Source organism: Enterococcus sp. H57 (assembly GCF_003112495.1).
GTDB lineage: Bacteria > Bacillota > Bacilli > Lactobacillales > Enterococcaceae > Enterococcus_B > Enterococcus_B faecium.
The window spans coordinates 39734-55186 of the sequence record NZ_BEHC01000083.1 but is presented as its reverse complement, the minus strand read 5'-3'; the positions used below and the strand labels follow the sequence as shown (position 1 = coordinate 55186).

Genomic DNA, 15453 nt, shown 5'->3' with positions numbered 1-15453 from the left:
GTCAGACCTCCTTAGATTCTTCAGGAGTAGCTGACTCTGCAACATCAGTAGTTGCGGGATCTTCTCCCCAAATCACATCGTAGACGATATCCACTAATGATGCACGAGTCAGGATACCTACAACTTTGTTCTGTTCATCAACGACCGGCACGTATTTCAGTCCGCGTTTTAAAATGCGTTGCAAGGTATCACGAAGATAGGCGGATTCTTTTACGTAAAAAACATGTTTATTTAATATGTCGCCGACACTGGATACTTTTCCTCGCTTTTTATTCAACGTTTCTACATCGATAAATCCTTTTAATACATTCGAATTATCGGTAACTAACAACGTATCTACACGTTTTTCCCTCATAAGTTTGATTGCTTCTTGTAATGATTTTTCCGGTGTAATCGTGATTGCTGTATTTAGCATAACTTCTCCGACTCTTGTCGCATTTGGCTTGGCTTGTAGTAGGCGATCTTCTCCAATCAACTCTTCTACGAAATCGTTTGCAGGATGACGTAAAATATTTTCTGGTGTATCAAATTGGATCACACGGCCTTCACTCATGATGGCGATACGGCTTGCTAGTTTAATCGCTTCATCCATGTCATGGGTTACAAATACGATCGTTTTTCCCAAACGCTCTTGTAAATCTTTGACAAGGTCTTGCAAGGAATCACGAGTGATGGGATCAAGCGCACCGAATGGCTCGTCCATCAAGATGATATCTTGATTCGCTGCAAGGGCACGAACGACACCAATACGCTGCTGCTGCCCACCAGATAATTCATGTGGGTAGCGATCTAACATCTCACGGGGCAATTCCACAAGATCAATCATTTTTTCAGCTGTTTTATTCCGTTCTTCTTGACTGACTTTCAACAATTTTTGGACAAGAGTGATATTTTCACGGATCGTCATGTGAGGCATCAATCCAATACTTTGGATAACATAGCCGATCTGACGTCGCAATTCCACTGGATCAATTTCTTGGATGGATTTTCCATCAATCAAAATTTTCCCTTGTGTTGGATCAGTCATTCGGTTGATCATCCGCATCGTCGTCGTTTTTCCGCTTCCGCTCGTACCGATAAAACAAATGAACTCACCCTTTTCAAATGAAAGATTGACGTCCTCTACAGCGACTTTTCCACCTTTATAAATTTTTGACACATTTTGAAATTCAATCATGGTGCCACCTCTTTTTCTATTTTCAATGAAGAACTATCTATTACTAGTATGCCTAAAACAATGAAAAAATACAAATAGGGTAGTTTTTTTATTTAGGAAAACAAAAAATAGAAGTGAAAAAGTGCTGATTTTGCCAACAGAACGAAAAACATGATAGAATGATGAAGCACATGATAGAAAGTGAGTGACGATATGTTAACAACAGAAGATTTTGATTTTGACTTGCCGGAAGAATTAATCGCACAAACACCATTAAAAGACCGCGATCATTCTCGTTTACTTGTTTTGGATCGGAAAACTGGAGAGATGGAAGATAAACATTTCCATGAAATCATTGAAGAGTTACAGCCTGGTGATGCGCTAGTTATGAATAATACACGAGTTCTGCCTGCTCGTTTATATGGAGAAAAACCAGATACTGGTGCGCATTTAGAAGTCCTTCTTCTAACGAATACACAAGGAGATACGTGGGAGACATTGATCAAACCTGCGAAACGTGCCAAAGTTGGGACAAGAATCTCTTTTGGTGATGGCAGATTGCAAGCAGTAGTGAAAGAAGAATTGGAACACGGCGGACGGATCATTGACTTTGAGTATGAAGGAATTTTTCTAGAGATTCTTGAATCATTGGGAGAAATGCCATTGCCTCCATATATCAAAGAACGTCTGGAAGACCCAGATCGCTATCAAACTGTCTATGCGAAAGAAAATGGTTCTGCTGCAGCGCCAACAGCTGGATTGCATTTTACGAAAGAATTACTTGATGAGATCGAAGCAAAGGGTGTTGAATTAGTCTATCTGACACTACATGTAGGGTTAGGTACATTCCGACCTGTCAGCGTAGATAAAATTGAAGAACACCATATGCATAGTGAATTCTACCGTTTGACGGAAGAAGCAGCTGAGCGATTGAACCAAGTACGTAAAAATGGCGGGAAAATCGTGGCTGTCGGAACAACTTCAATTCGAACATTAGAAACGATTGGAACGAAATTTAATGGAGAAATCAAAGCAGACAGCGGATGGACTGATATTTTCATTACGCCTGGCTATGAATTCAAAGTGGTAGAAGCTTTCTCAACTAATTTCCATTTGCCAAAATCGACTTTAGTCATGTTAGTTAGTGCCTTTGCAGGAAGAGAATTGACTTTATCTGCTTACCAGCATGCGATTGAAGAGCGCTATCGTTTCTTTAGTTTTGGAGATGCGATGTTCGTGAAATAAGGTTATGAAAAACCGCTAGTTTTGAATAACAAAAAAGCTTTACAAAGATTTTATGACAAAGAAAAAGCCGAGCTCTCGATAAGCTCGGCTTTCTTGTACCTCGGAAGGATTCAAATAAACAGAAATGATTGTAACTTTCCATCATACATGCAAAGCACGGTGTTGAATTTCTTCATGTTAAACAAAAATTTTGTTTTCGTTACATCTTCAACATTTGAAACATCTCTTGTTCCTATTCAATTTTCAGACGTTTACGTTATTCAATTGTTACGTATCGCATTACTTCTTGTTTCGGATACTTCGTGATCCAAACATCCATACGCATTCACTATTTATAGGTTTGTACTCTACACGCATGTCTGGGTGAAACCTGTACTTCTAACAACTTTGTTTGCTTACACTGTTCTATCGAGAAATTCTTCTGTCTATTTGATGGTATCCTCCTTCCTTACATCTATATAATAGCATCCTTTGGTAGCGTTTGCAAATATAAGCACTTTAAATTTTACGCTTTCTTAACAAATAATCGATAAGCCCTTTATTTGAAGTAAATAAAAAAATGATGTTATAGTAAAATAAGTACCTTTTTTTGTACGAAGATTTTAAAGGAGGAATAGGATGGAAGAATACAAGCAGACAATAGAAGAAGTAAAGAAGGTAACAGAAGCAGATCCAGATACTGGGTTGTCTTCACAAGAAGTGGATGAACGGCGAAAAAAGCAGGGATTGAATAAATTCGATGAGGCGCCGAAAGAATCGATGATCAAAAAATTCTTTCGAAGCTTGTCGGATTTTACAACGATCATCCTTCTTGTAGCAGCGGTGATTTCCTTTTATACCGCATTTGCTACAGAACATGGGGATTTATTTGAAGGACTGCTGATCATCGCTATCGTTGTGATCAACTCGGTATTGGCGATTGTCCAAGAAGGAAACGCAGAAAAAGCACTGGAATCCTTGCAAGATATGAATAAACAAACGGCAACTGTCATACGAGACGGCAAAGTGACCACTGTTGAGTCAGAGCAACTGGTAGTGGGTGATATTCTTGTTTTAGAGTCCGGTGATGCTATTTCTGCCGATGCCCGTTTGATCGAAGCATCACAATTACGTGTAGAAGAATCGGCGTTGACTGGAGAAAGTGAAGCAGTTGAAAAAGATGCAGCATTTATTGCTGAAGAAGATGAGTCATTAGGTGACCAACTTAATATGGTATTTAAAGGATGTACGGTTGCTGCAGGTCGTGGGAAAGCGATCGTCACTGCCATTGGTATGGCTACAGAAATGGGTAAGATCGCGGATCTTTTGAACGAAAATACTATGCAAAAAACACCTTTACAGGTCCGATTGAATCAGCTAGGCAAACGAATCAGTATGATCGCTTTAGCGGCTGCGGCTTTAGTATTTGTGATTGGTGAACTGCAAGGAGAACCACTCCTTGAGATGTTCATGACTTCGATTTCCTTAGCTGTTGCAGCTGTACCGGAAACCTTGACTGTTATTGTTACGTTGACACTTGCATACGGTGTGCAGAAGATGGCGAGGAAACATGCGATCATCCGACAGTTGCCAGCAGTTGAAACGCTAGGAACTGCTAATGTTATCTGCTCAGACAAAACAGGAACGCTGACACAAAATGAAATGCGCGTCCGCCGGGTATGGAGCAAAGAAGATGAAGTAACGAATATCGAAGATTCAATGACGAACAGCGCGATGGAAATATTGAAAATGGCTGCACTATGTACAGATGTGACGGTCGAGCAAGAAGATGACGACCTTGTTATCAAAGGTAATCCAACAGAGGTAGCCATCGTTAGGGTTGTTGAAGAGAATTATCATACAAAAGCAGAATTAGAAGAAAAATATCCACGAGTAAACGAGCTTCCTTTTGATTCCGAACGAAAAATGATGACAACGGTTCATCAAATGGGCGAAAAATACATCTCAATCACCAAAGGAGCATTCGATGTTCTGGCTCCGCGCTTTAGTTCAGGCGATGTAGAACAAGCAGCAATCGTTAATGATCGCTTTGGTAAACGGGCACTGAGAGTGATTGCTGTTGGTTATGCTACTTATGACGAAGAACCGCAAGATATTTCTTCTGAAGCATTGGAAAAAGACTTACGTTTGATTGGCCTGATCGGAATGATCGATCCACCACGTCCAGAAAGTAAAGGAGCAATCAAGCGAGCGAAAAAAGCCGGTATCAAAACAGTCATGATCACTGGAGATCATGTGGTAACTGCCAGTGCCATAGCGAAAGAATTAGGTATCTTGAATGATCCGTCAGAAGCACTTTCAGGATCAGAACTGCATCAATTATCAGACGAAGAATTAGATGCGCGTGTCAAAGCTCTCTCTGTCTATGCTCGGGTAACGCCAGAAGACAAGATCCGGATCGTCAAATCTTGGCAACGTACGGGAGCAGTCGTAGCGATGACTGGGGATGGTGTGAATGATGCACCAGCGTTGAAAGCAAGTAACGTTGGGTGTGCCATGGGGATCACAGGGACAGATGTGGCGCAAAGTGCCGCAGATATGATTCTGACGGATGACAACTTTGCGACGATCGTAGATGCTGTTAGTCAAGGGCGTTCAGTTTATCAGAATATTCGTAAAGCAATCAACTTTTTACTAAGCTGTAATATTTCGGAGATCTTTATTGTTTTGATTGCGATGCTGTTAGGATGGGGAGCACCATTTACAGCTGTGCAACTACTGTTTGTCAATGTAGTTGCTGATGGACTTCCAGGATTTGCTTTAGGAAGAGAACCAGCAGAACACGGCATCATGGATCAGCCTCCTATTCCGAAAAACGAAGGGATCTTTGCTCGAGGCTTGTTGCAAAAAATCGCCATAAACGCAGGAGTCTTCACCATCGTAACGCTGTTTGGTTACTATTTAGGTAGTTATGTCGATACTATTAGCCCATGGGTAGATGCAAGTCAGCATGTCGGTCAAACTGTTGCATTCTTGATCTTAGCTTATTCATCGATTTTGCATGTGTTCAATGTACGCAGCAGCCAATCGATCTTCAAAGTCAATTTAGCAACCAATAAAGCTTTGGTAGAAATGGCGTTACTGGCATTAGCTATTACAACGGCTGTTGCTTTGCTGCCATTTACGCAAGAACTATTCGGCCTAGTACACATCAGTTTGAATCACTGGTTCTTGGTAGGGATTTTATCTATCGTACCAATCGCGGTGAATGAACTGATCAAGTTCCATCGATTACCGGAAGCAGAAGAAGAGGAATGATTAACTGTTTCTAAGTTGATTTTCTTTTTACTGGAACTATACAAAAAGGAGGTGTGACATGAATGTTGTCACACCTCCTTTTTGCTAATGGGCTGAATGTTTCTTTTACTGCCTCTCGATAAACGGTGTTCTCCTACCAACCCCTCGGTCACAAGTCACACTCTCTTTTAAATATCTTTTGGCAATTGTTCATAAAATGCTGCTTTTGTTGCGGAAATGTATGGGCTGAGCCATAGATAACCAATACCAGCAGTTGCTAATGCTAAGATATGCCAGCCGATAAATGAAAGATCTAACCAGAAAAGTTGTCCTTTATAACCATCCATCAATTTTCGACTTGCAGTGATCGTATCCAGTACTTTAGGTGTTTGTCCTGTTTCTTGGACGATATCGTAGTAGATAAAATAGCTTTGAGAATAAGAATAGCTTTTAATGATTCCAGGAATAACTAATAGCAAACCCCATAATGTTGTAAAGATCGAGATCAGCACAGCTAAGCCGATCACTCCGCCGATAAACAAACCTTCGAATCCACGAAATGCATCTTTGAATGGTTCGATCTGATCTTTTTGTCCACGTAAAATATCAAGATAAGTCCAAGAAATACCGCTCATGAACAAAGCGCTAATGATGCTGGAAATAATTCCGCCACCGCCTCCTGAACTACCGCCTCCTGAAGTTGTCGCATCTGAGACGCTCGCTGATCCATCATATATGGTGGTGGCAAACAAGATAATAGGAATCATAATAAGAAGAATAGTAGCAATACCAATCAATGTAGGGATTAGATTTAGTAAAACAGCTTGTCCCCAACGTCCTTTTAGACTCTCTTTTGCTTGGCGTTTTAATTCTGCAGAAGATTGCATGATTTTTCCCTCCTTTTCTTTAATAACACCAATATACCATGTATCAAAAAATATTTCTGTCATAATGTTTTTCTTTTTTTTGTTATTCATAAAAAAAGGATAAAAAAAAGAATATTAAATAAAGTAGAAGGAAGCCGAGGAAACTTGCAAAAAGCACTTGAAACGATTATGATGGTGGGAGTTGTCAAGATATTTTATATAGAAAGTAGGGAAATGAATGACGCAACCTGCCATTCGCTATCGTTTAATCAAGAAAGAAAAACATACTGGCGCGCGTTTAGGGGAATTGATCACGCCACACGGAACTTTCCCCACACCAATGTTCATGCCAGTAGGAACATTAGCTACAGTAAAAACAATGTCCCCAGAAGAGTTGAAAGAAATGGGTGCTGGCGTTATTTTAAGTAATACATATCATTTATGGCTACGCCCTGGTGAAGACTTAGTAGAAGAAGCTGGCGGACTGCATAAATTTATGAACTGGGATCAACCGATTTTAACAGATTCAGGCGGCTTTCAAGTTTTTTCATTAAGTGATATGCGGAATATCGAAGAAGAAGGCGTGCATTTCAAAAATCACTTGAACGGTTCGCGTATGTTTTTATCACCAGAAAAAGCAATCAACATCCAAAATAAATTGGGCTCTGATATCATGATGAGTTTTGACGAATGTCCACCATTCGATGAAAGTTACGATTACGTGAAAAAATCAGTAGAACGTACGTCTCGATGGGCAGAACGAGGATTGAAAGCTCATGCTAACCCAGACCGTCAAGGATTATTTGGAATCATCCAAGGAGCAGGATTTGAAGATCTTCGTCGTCAAAGCGCGAAAGATCTAGTCGGGATGGATTTCCCTGGTTACTCAATCGGCGGGTTATCTGTCGGGGAGCCTAAATCAGAAATGAATCGTGTATTAGAATTCACTACACCGTTGATCCCCGAAAACAAACCACGTTACTTGATGGGTGTCGGTGCTGCTGATTCATTGATCGATGGTGTTATCCGTGGAGTAGACATGTTTGACTGTGTCTTGCCTACTCGAATCGCTCGAAATGGCACATGTATGACTTCTCAAGGTCGTCTAGTAGTGAAAAATGCGAAGTATGCTCATGATTTCCGTCCAATTGATGAGAAATGTGATTGTTATACATGTAAAAACTATACACGTGCCTATATCCGCCATTTGATCAAATGTGATGAAACATTTGGGATTCGTTTGACTTCTTACCACAATTTATACTTCTTGTTGAATCTAATGAAACAAGTACGTCAAGCAATCATGGATGATAATTTGCTTGAATTTAGAGAAGCCTTTTTTGAAGAATACGGGTTCAATAAAGAAAACGCAAAAAGCTTCTAAAGGAAAATCTTTTAAAAATTAAGTAAAAAACTAGTGTTAGCAGCATTTTTCTGCTAAAGTGTTTTTTGTAGATACAGAATTAGTGAGGTGAAAAAAATGGGAACATTACCAATGCTTGTGATGTTTATCGCGCTATTAGCAATGTGGTTTTTTATGTCACGTTCGCAAAAGAAACAACAGCAAGAACGTCAAAACTTGTTAGATAGCATGAAACCAGGTGATTCAGTCGTAACGATCGGCGGATTACATGGAGTTGTTTCAGAAATCGACAATGACAAACGGACAGTTGTTTTAGACTGCGAAGGGATCTTCCTTGAGTACGATCGTGCAGCAATCAAAACGGTCAAACCAGGGACTGTCGTAACAAATGATGCAACGACTACTGTTGAAACAACAGAAGAACCAGCTGAGACAGTTGAAGTAAAAACTGAAACAACAGAAACGCTGGAAGAGACAGAAGAGAAGAAAGAAAAATAAGTATCAAAGCTTATTTAAAGACGAGGTAGGGCAGAAAGATGTCCTACCTCATTTTTTATTCAAAAAAGAAAGAGATAAGAGTATAGGATATATTGCTCAATATTGAATAATCGGGTGTGTCATATAAATAATAATAAATAACTTTATATATTTTTCTATACAAACACCTGTAAATAAAGCAATTTTATATTTAAAAATAACTGTGAAAAAAATCACAAAAAAGTGTTTACATAGAAAAACAAATATTGTATGATATACATGTGAATTATTTAACAAATAACCATGACCCATTAGGAGGATAATGATGGCTAAAGTAATGGAAAAAGAAAAAACGAAGACAATTGACGTACAAGCAATGATTGATGATTTGGCAGAAAAAGCAAATGCAGCATTGAAAGAAATGGAAAGCTTTGATCAAGAAAAAGTGGACCATATCGTGCATGAAATGGCAATGGCAGCTTTAGATCAACATATGCCATTAGCGAAGATGGCTGTAGAGGAAACAGGCCGCGGTGTTTACGAAGATAAAGCAATCAAAAATATGTATGCGTCCGAATATATTTGGCATAATATCAAACATGATAAAACAGTTGGTGTAATCAATGAAGATGTCCAAAAAGGATTGATTGAAATTGCTGAACCAGTCGGTGTGGTTTGCGGAGTAACTCCAACAACGAATCCGACTTCCACAACGATTTTCAAATCAATGATCGCGTTGAAAACAAGAAATCCAATCGTTTTTGCTTTTCATCCAAGTGCCCAAAAATCTTCTGCAGAAGCAGCACGAGTAGTACGTGATGCTGCTATCGCTGCCGGAGCTCCTGAAAATTGTATCCAATGGATCGAACATCCTTCGATCGAAGCGACTTCTATGCTAATGAACCATCCAGGTATCGCGATCGTCTTAGCGACAGGTGGAGCTGGAATGGTCAAGTCTGCTTACTCTACAGGAAAACCAGCTTTAGGTGTAGGTCCAGGTAACGTACCAGCTTATATTGAAAAAACAGCAAAAATTAAACGTGCAGTGAACGATTTGATCGTTTCGAAAACATTTGATAATGGAATGATTTGTGCTTCTGAACAAGCTGTGATCGTGGATAAAGAAATCTATGCAGCAGTAAAAGCAGAATTCCAAGCACACCAAGTTTATATCGTAAAACCAGATGAATTGCAAAAATTAGAAGATGCAGTGATGAACGAAGGAAAATATGCGGTCAATCCATCAATCGTTGGACATTCTGCGATGGAAATCGCAAAATTGGCAGGAATCAGTGTACCAAAAGGAACGAAAATGCTGATTGCTGAATTGGAAGGCGTAGGCCCAGATTATCCGCTATCAAGAGAAAAACTTTCTCCAGTTCTTGCCATGATCAAAGCTAACAACACGGACCATGCGTTTGATTTGTGTGAAGGTATGTTGAATCTTGGAGGATTAGGACATACAGCAGTTATCCATTCAGAAAACGAAGAGTTGCATGTCAAATTCGGTCTTCGAATGAAAGCTTGTCGTATTTTAGTGAATACACCATCTGCAGAAGGCGGCATCGGTGATATCTATAACGAAATGATTCCGTCATTGACTTTGGGATGCGGTTCTTATGGTAAGAACTCTGTTTCTCGTAACGTCTCTGCTGTAAACTTAATCAATGTCAAAACTGTAGCGAAACGGAGAAATAACATGCAATGGTTCAAATTACCGCCAAAAATCTTCTTTGAAAAGAACTCTCTATTGTACTTAGAGAAAATGGAAAACGTTGAACGTGTCATGATCGTTTGTGACCCTGGTATGGTCCAATTCGGTTACTGCGATACAGTTCGTGAAGTATTGGCACGACGTAAAAATGATGTGAAGATCGAAGTCTTCTCAGATGTTGAACCGAACCCATCGACAAATACCGTATACGCAGGAACGAAACTGATGGCAGACTTCAAGCCAGATACAGTAATCGCTCTTGGAGGCGGTTCTGCAATGGACGCAGCTAAGGGAATGTGGATGTTCTATGAACACCCAGACACATCTTTCTTTGGTGCAAAACAAAAATTCTTGGATATCCGTAAACGGACATATAAGATCGACAAACCAGAAAAAACACAATTCGTATGTATCCCGACAACATCAGGGACTGGTTCTGAAGTAACGCCATTTGCGGTCATCACTGACAGTGAAACACATGTGAAATATCCGTTAGCAGATTATGCATTGACGCCAGATGTCGCAATCGTCGATCCTCAATTCGTCATGTCAGTTCCAGCATCTGTCACAGCAGATACCGGGATGGATGTGTTAACACATGCAATCGAATCCTATGTTTCAGTCATGGCTTCAGATTATACACGTGGATTGAGCCTACAAGCAATCAAGTTAGTCTTTGACTATTTAGAAAAATCAGTAAAAACACCTGATATGGAATCACGTGAAAAAATGCACAACGCTTCTACAATGGCTGGTATGGCGTTTGCTAACGCATTCCTAGGTATTTGTCACTCAGTCGCACATAAAATCGGCGGGGAATACGGGATCCCTCATGGACGGACAAATGCGATTCTTTTACCGCATATTATCCGCTATAATGCAAAAGATCCACAAAAACATGCGATGTTCCCTAAATATGACTATTTCCGTGCAGATACAGATTACGCAGATATTGCAAAATTCTTAGGTCTGAAAGGCGAAACAACAGAGGAATTAGTCGAAGCTTTAGCAACGGCTGTTTATGAATTAGGAAAATCTGTCGGCATCAACATGAGTCTAAAAGCTCAAGGAGTCACACAAGAAACACTAGATACAACCGTAGACCGTATGGCTGAATTAGCTTACGAAGACCAATGTACGACAGCTAATCCGAAAGAACCATTGATCTCTGAATTGAAACAGATCATCATTGATGCTTACAACGGATAAGCAAAAGAAAGCGTAGAAAAAAGATAAGAAAATAGATGAAAAAGAACTTGGAAAACGTTGTTTCTCCAAGTTCTTTTTTTAATTTCCAAGTAACTGAAAGTTACTTTTGTTATTTAACATTTAGGTCAATTTTAGACAGTTTTTGTTCAAAAAGCGATATTTATAGTGGACGGTATTACTGCTATATTAAGGATATAAAATGAAAGCGTTTAAAAAGGTGGCGTAAAGATGATTATTAAAGAAGAGATTTTTGTACCTAAAGAATTAGTGAAAGAAAAAATTGACCTGCTCGTTGAAAACCTGACAACGATCAAAGACGATAATGGTGAATTTTTGTTGGACTTTGATGGACTGAAAGTAGATGACAAAAGCTGGACAGTGTGGAATTGGCCACAAGGTGTCGGTCTATATGGTATTTATAAAAATTACCAGATGACAAAAAATCCTCGCGCTTATCAAGTGGTCAATGAATGGTTTGAGGATCGTATGGAAGAAGGCGCTCCGCCCAAAAACGTCAATACAATGGCACCGCTATTGACTATGGCTTACTTGTATGAAGACACGAAAGATTCACGCTATTTGCCTTATTTAGAACAATGGGCAGAATGGGTCATGAATGACATGCCTCGGACAAATGAAGACGGGTTACAGCATGCCACATATGGACCGGAAAATAAGAATCAGTTGTGGGACGATACATTGATGATGACAGTGCTTCCTTTGGCAAAAATCGGGAAACTGTTGAATCGCCCAGAATATTTAGAAGAAGCTCGTTACCAGTTTATGATCCATATCAAATACTTGATGGATAAACGAACAGGATTGTGGTATCACGGCTGGACGTTTGAAGGAAATCATAACTATGCCGAAGCATTTTGGGCTCGTGGAAACTGCTGGTTGACGATTGCTATTCCAGAGATCATTGAAATCTTAGAATTATCGAAAGAAGATGCATTGCGCAAATTATTGATCGAAACACTTGAAGCACAAGTGCGTGCATTAAAAACTTATCAGTCTGAAAGCGGTTTATGGCATACGTTGTTGGATGATCCTTCTTCTTACGTAGAATCTTCTGCAACTGCAGGATTTGCTTACGGTATTTTGAAAGCGGTCCATAAACGTTATTTACCACAAGAATATAAAGAAGTCGCTTATCGTGCTATCCAAGGATTGCTTGAACAAATCGATGAAAAAGGAGAAGTTCAAAACGTTTCAATCGGGACAGGAATGGGGGACAGTTTATATTTTTATCGGAATATCGGAATCACAGCAATGCCTTATGGACAGTCGTTAACGGTGCTTTGTTTGACAGAATTGCTCGTCTCTTATTGTTAAAAGAAAGGAAACCCATATGAAAAAAACATCACTGCTGTTTGCAGCAAGTTCGCTTAGCCTAGGTCTGCTAGGTCTAAGCGGCTGCGGAAATAATTCTAGTGTGGCAACTGTCGCAGATGCAGACGTAAATGAGATAGTTACCTTGCGCTTTGCTTATGCAAGCAACAGCCAGCCAGTAATTGATGCAATGAATGAATTTGGGCGTTTAGTAAAAGAAAAAACAGATGGTTCCGTACAGATCCAGTATTTCCCAGATGGACAACTGGGTGGAGAACGTGAACTGATCGAATTGACACAGTCAGGAGCAGTAGATTTCACAAAAGTAAGTGCCTCAGCGTTGGAAAGTTTCTCTAAAGATTATTCGATTTTTTCCGTTCCTTATCTATTCAATGATGAAGAACATTTCTTTAAGGTGATGGATAATGAAGAAATAATGGAGCCAATCTACCAATCGACCAAAAATTTAGGATTTACCGGATTGACCTATTATGATTCTGGTCAGCGCAGCTTTTATATGGTAGACGGTCCGATCCATACGCCGGAAGATTTGAAGGGAAAGAAAATCCGTGTGATGCAAAGCGAAACCGCCATCAAAATGGTAGAGCTTTTAGGCGGTTCGCCCGTACCTATGGGAAGTGATGAAGTGTACACGTCTCTTCAATCCAATTTGATCAACGGATCAGAAAACAATGAATTTGTCTTGTATACAGCTGGACATGGTGGTGTGGCTAAATACTATTCCTATGATGAGCATACACGTGTACCAGATATCATCATCATGAATGATGCCATCAAAGAACAGCTAACTGATGAGCAGGAAAAAGCCATTGAAGAAGCAGCGAAAGAATCAACGGTTTTTGAAATTGAAGCTTTTGCAAAAGCAATTGAAGAAGAAAAAGCTTTAGCACAAGAAGAACATGGAGTCCAATTCAATGATGTAGATAATACACCGTTTCGAGAGGCAGTTGCCCCACTTCATGATATATTCAAAAACGATCCTACCTACAAAGACCTTTATCAAAAGATCCAAGAGCAAGGAGCGTAGCTGTGATGAAAATGATTTTAAATAAGGTGTTAGAGATCCTAGGAGCTGTTTTGCTTGTTGGGATGGTCGCTGTCGTTTTATGGCAAGTATTTTCCAGAACGGTTTTAGGAAATCCGAATACGGTTACAGAAGAGCTTGTCCGATTCGGACTTGTCTGGTTTGCCATGTTGTCTTCTGCGTATGTTGTGGGACAAAAAGCACATTTAGCCGTAACGGTTTTAAGTGAAAAATTATCTGGTAAAAAAAGTAAGATTTTAGAAGTCGTTGTTCAAAGTTTGTTTCTGGTATTTGCTGCGATAATCATGGTGTATGGCGGATGGAATGCTGTCACATTGACAATGGGGCAGATCTCGCCTTCTTTAAGCATTCCGATGGGGTACGTCTATTTGTCAATACCTGTCTCAGGTATACTCATCATTATCTATAGTCTGATCAATCTAATCGATACATTAAGCAACAAGCCAGCAATTCAAGAAAAAATATAAAAATGGAGGAATAAAATGGCAATAGAAGCCGGATTAGTGTTATTTTTTGTATTTGTCGTGTTGCTTGTATTAGGGATGCCGATTGCTATAAGTATTGCGTTCTCATCAATGATGACTTTATTGTTAGTTATACCGTTTGATGTTTCTGCTTTTAGTTCAGCTCAAAAAATGGTGGGAAGTATCAACAGTTTTTCGCTCATCGCTATTCCGTTTTTCGTTCTTTCAGGTATTATCATGAATAATGGAGGGATAGCCAAGAAACTAGTGGATTTTGCGATGTTGTTTGTCGGACGCGTACCGGGGGCTTTGGCTCATACGAATGTGTTAGGGAATGCTTTATTTGGTTCCATCTCTAGCTCAGCCATTGCCGCTTCTACCGCGATTGGCGGAGTCTTGATCCCTCAGCAAGTGGAAGAAGGATATGACCGGAAGTTTGCGACAGCGGTCAATATCGCGTCAGCTCCGACAGGTATGGTCATTCCTCCAAGTACTGCTTTTATCATGTATTCACTTGTTGCTGGTGGTGCTTCGATTTCGGCTTTATTTATGGGAGGTTATCTCGTAGGGGCTTTGTGGGCACTAGGAATCATGCTAGTAGCATTCATCGTTGCTAAAAAGAATAAATACCCTGTTGTCGAAAAAGGACAGATGGCTCATGCTGGAAAAATAATAAAAGAGGCGATTCCTAGCCTTCTATTGATTGTCATCATTATCGGTGGTATCTTGACGGGGATATTTACAGCAGTAGAAGCTTCAGCGATAGCTGTCATTTACTCCCTGTTGATTGCTATGTTTTACTATAAAACGGTAAAACTAAAAGATATACCTAATATGTTGTTTCAATCAGTAGCAATGTCAGGGACGATCATGTTCTTATTAGCAACTTCTTCCATGATGTCTTTCGCCATGGCGTTTACCGGTATTCCTCAGGCAATTAGTTCGTTGATTATGGGCGTAACGGATAATAAGCTAGTGATTCTGTTATTAGTCAATCTTGTGTTATTACTGGTGGGTATGTTTATGGATGTGGCGCCTGCTATCTTGATTTTTACACCAATATTTTTACCAATCGTCACAAGTGTAGGGGTTGATCCTGTACATTACGGGTTGTTTTCAATCATGAATCTGTGTGTAGGCTCCATCACGCCGCCAGTAGGTACAGGACTATATGTCGGTGCAAGTGTAGGAGGCGTAAAAGCAGAGGCAATGCTGAAACCGCTTCTTCCTTTTTATGGGGTTATCTTAGTCGTCTTGTTTTTGATTACTTACTTCCCGCAAATCGTCATGTGGCTACCCAATATGCTGAGTTAGGAGAATAGTT

Annotated in this window: 11 protein-coding genes; 9 read left to right on the top strand and 2 right to left on the bottom strand. The window is 39.9% G+C overall.

Going from position 1 to position 15453, the window contains the following annotated elements:
* Position 1: 1 nt before the first annotated feature.
* The gene (locus DIZ30_RS13055) at positions 2 to 1177 is read right to left on the bottom strand and encodes a betaine/proline/choline family ABC transporter ATP-binding protein (RefSeq protein WP_002294192.1); all 1176 of its coding nucleotides are present in this window, start codon (positions 1175 to 1177) and stop codon (positions 2 to 4) included.
* 192 nt (positions 1178 to 1369) lie between these two features.
* Between DIZ30_RS13055 and queA the strand changes: the two genes are divergently transcribed.
* On the top strand, positions 1370 to 2401 hold the full coding sequence (queA, locus tag DIZ30_RS13050; protein WP_002296565.1) for a tRNA preQ1(34) S-adenosylmethionine ribosyltransferase-isomerase QueA: 1032 nt from the start codon (positions 1370 to 1372) through the stop codon (positions 2399 to 2401).
* 618 nt (positions 2402 to 3019) lie between these two features.
* The gene (locus tag DIZ30_RS13045; protein ID WP_061573540.1) at positions 3020 to 5659 is read left to right on the top strand and encodes a cation-translocating P-type ATPase; all 2640 of its coding nucleotides are present in this window, start codon (positions 3020 to 3022) and stop codon (positions 5657 to 5659) included.
* A gap of 167 nt (positions 5660 to 5826) precedes the next feature.
* On the opposite strand, the gene DIZ30_RS13040 is transcribed toward DIZ30_RS13045, so the two are convergent.
* Entirely contained in the window at positions 5827 to 6525 is a 699-nt protein-coding gene (locus DIZ30_RS13040; RefSeq protein ID WP_010777016.1) for a DUF975 family protein, read from the bottom strand.
* A 217-nt stretch (positions 6526 to 6742) separates the two neighbouring features.
* Between DIZ30_RS13040 and tgt the strand changes: the two genes are divergently transcribed.
* The 7 genes from tgt (at position 6743) to DIZ30_RS13000 (ending at position 15443) form a co-directional block, all read left to right on the top strand.
* Complete coding sequence (tgt, locus tag DIZ30_RS13035; RefSeq protein WP_002294183.1) at positions 6743 to 7888, top strand: tRNA guanosine(34) transglycosylase Tgt; 1146 nt, start codon at positions 6743 to 6745, stop codon at positions 7886 to 7888.
* A 96-nt stretch (positions 7889 to 7984) separates the two neighbouring features.
* Positions 7985 to 8365: a preprotein translocase subunit YajC gene (gene yajC, locus DIZ30_RS13030; protein ID WP_002300794.1), complete on the top strand. Its 381-nt coding sequence runs from the start codon at positions 7985 to 7987 to the stop codon at positions 8363 to 8365.
* Between the two features lie 304 nt (positions 8366 to 8669).
* A complete protein-coding gene (gene adhE, locus DIZ30_RS13020; RefSeq protein ID WP_002294180.1) occupies positions 8670 to 11267 on the top strand; it encodes a bifunctional acetaldehyde-CoA/alcohol dehydrogenase in 2598 nt (865 codons plus the stop codon).
* 228 nt (positions 11268 to 11495) lie between these two features.
* Complete coding sequence (locus DIZ30_RS13015) at positions 11496 to 12602, top strand: glycoside hydrolase family 105 protein (protein WP_109023286.1); 1107 nt, start codon at positions 11496 to 11498, stop codon at positions 12600 to 12602.
* A 16-nt stretch (positions 12603 to 12618) separates the two neighbouring features.
* On the top strand, positions 12619 to 13647 hold the full coding sequence (locus DIZ30_RS13010; protein ID WP_002294179.1) for a TRAP transporter substrate-binding protein: 1029 nt from the start codon (positions 12619 to 12621) through the stop codon (positions 13645 to 13647).
* Between the two features lie 5 nt (positions 13648 to 13652).
* A complete protein-coding gene (locus tag DIZ30_RS13005) occupies positions 13653 to 14132 on the top strand; it encodes a TRAP transporter small permease (protein ID WP_002298323.1) in 480 nt (159 codons plus the stop codon).
* A gap of 15 nt (positions 14133 to 14147) precedes the next feature.
* Complete coding sequence (locus DIZ30_RS13000; RefSeq protein ID WP_002298321.1) at positions 14148 to 15443, top strand: TRAP transporter large permease; 1296 nt, start codon at positions 14148 to 14150, stop codon at positions 15441 to 15443.
* Positions 15444 to 15453: the final 10 nt, after the last annotated feature.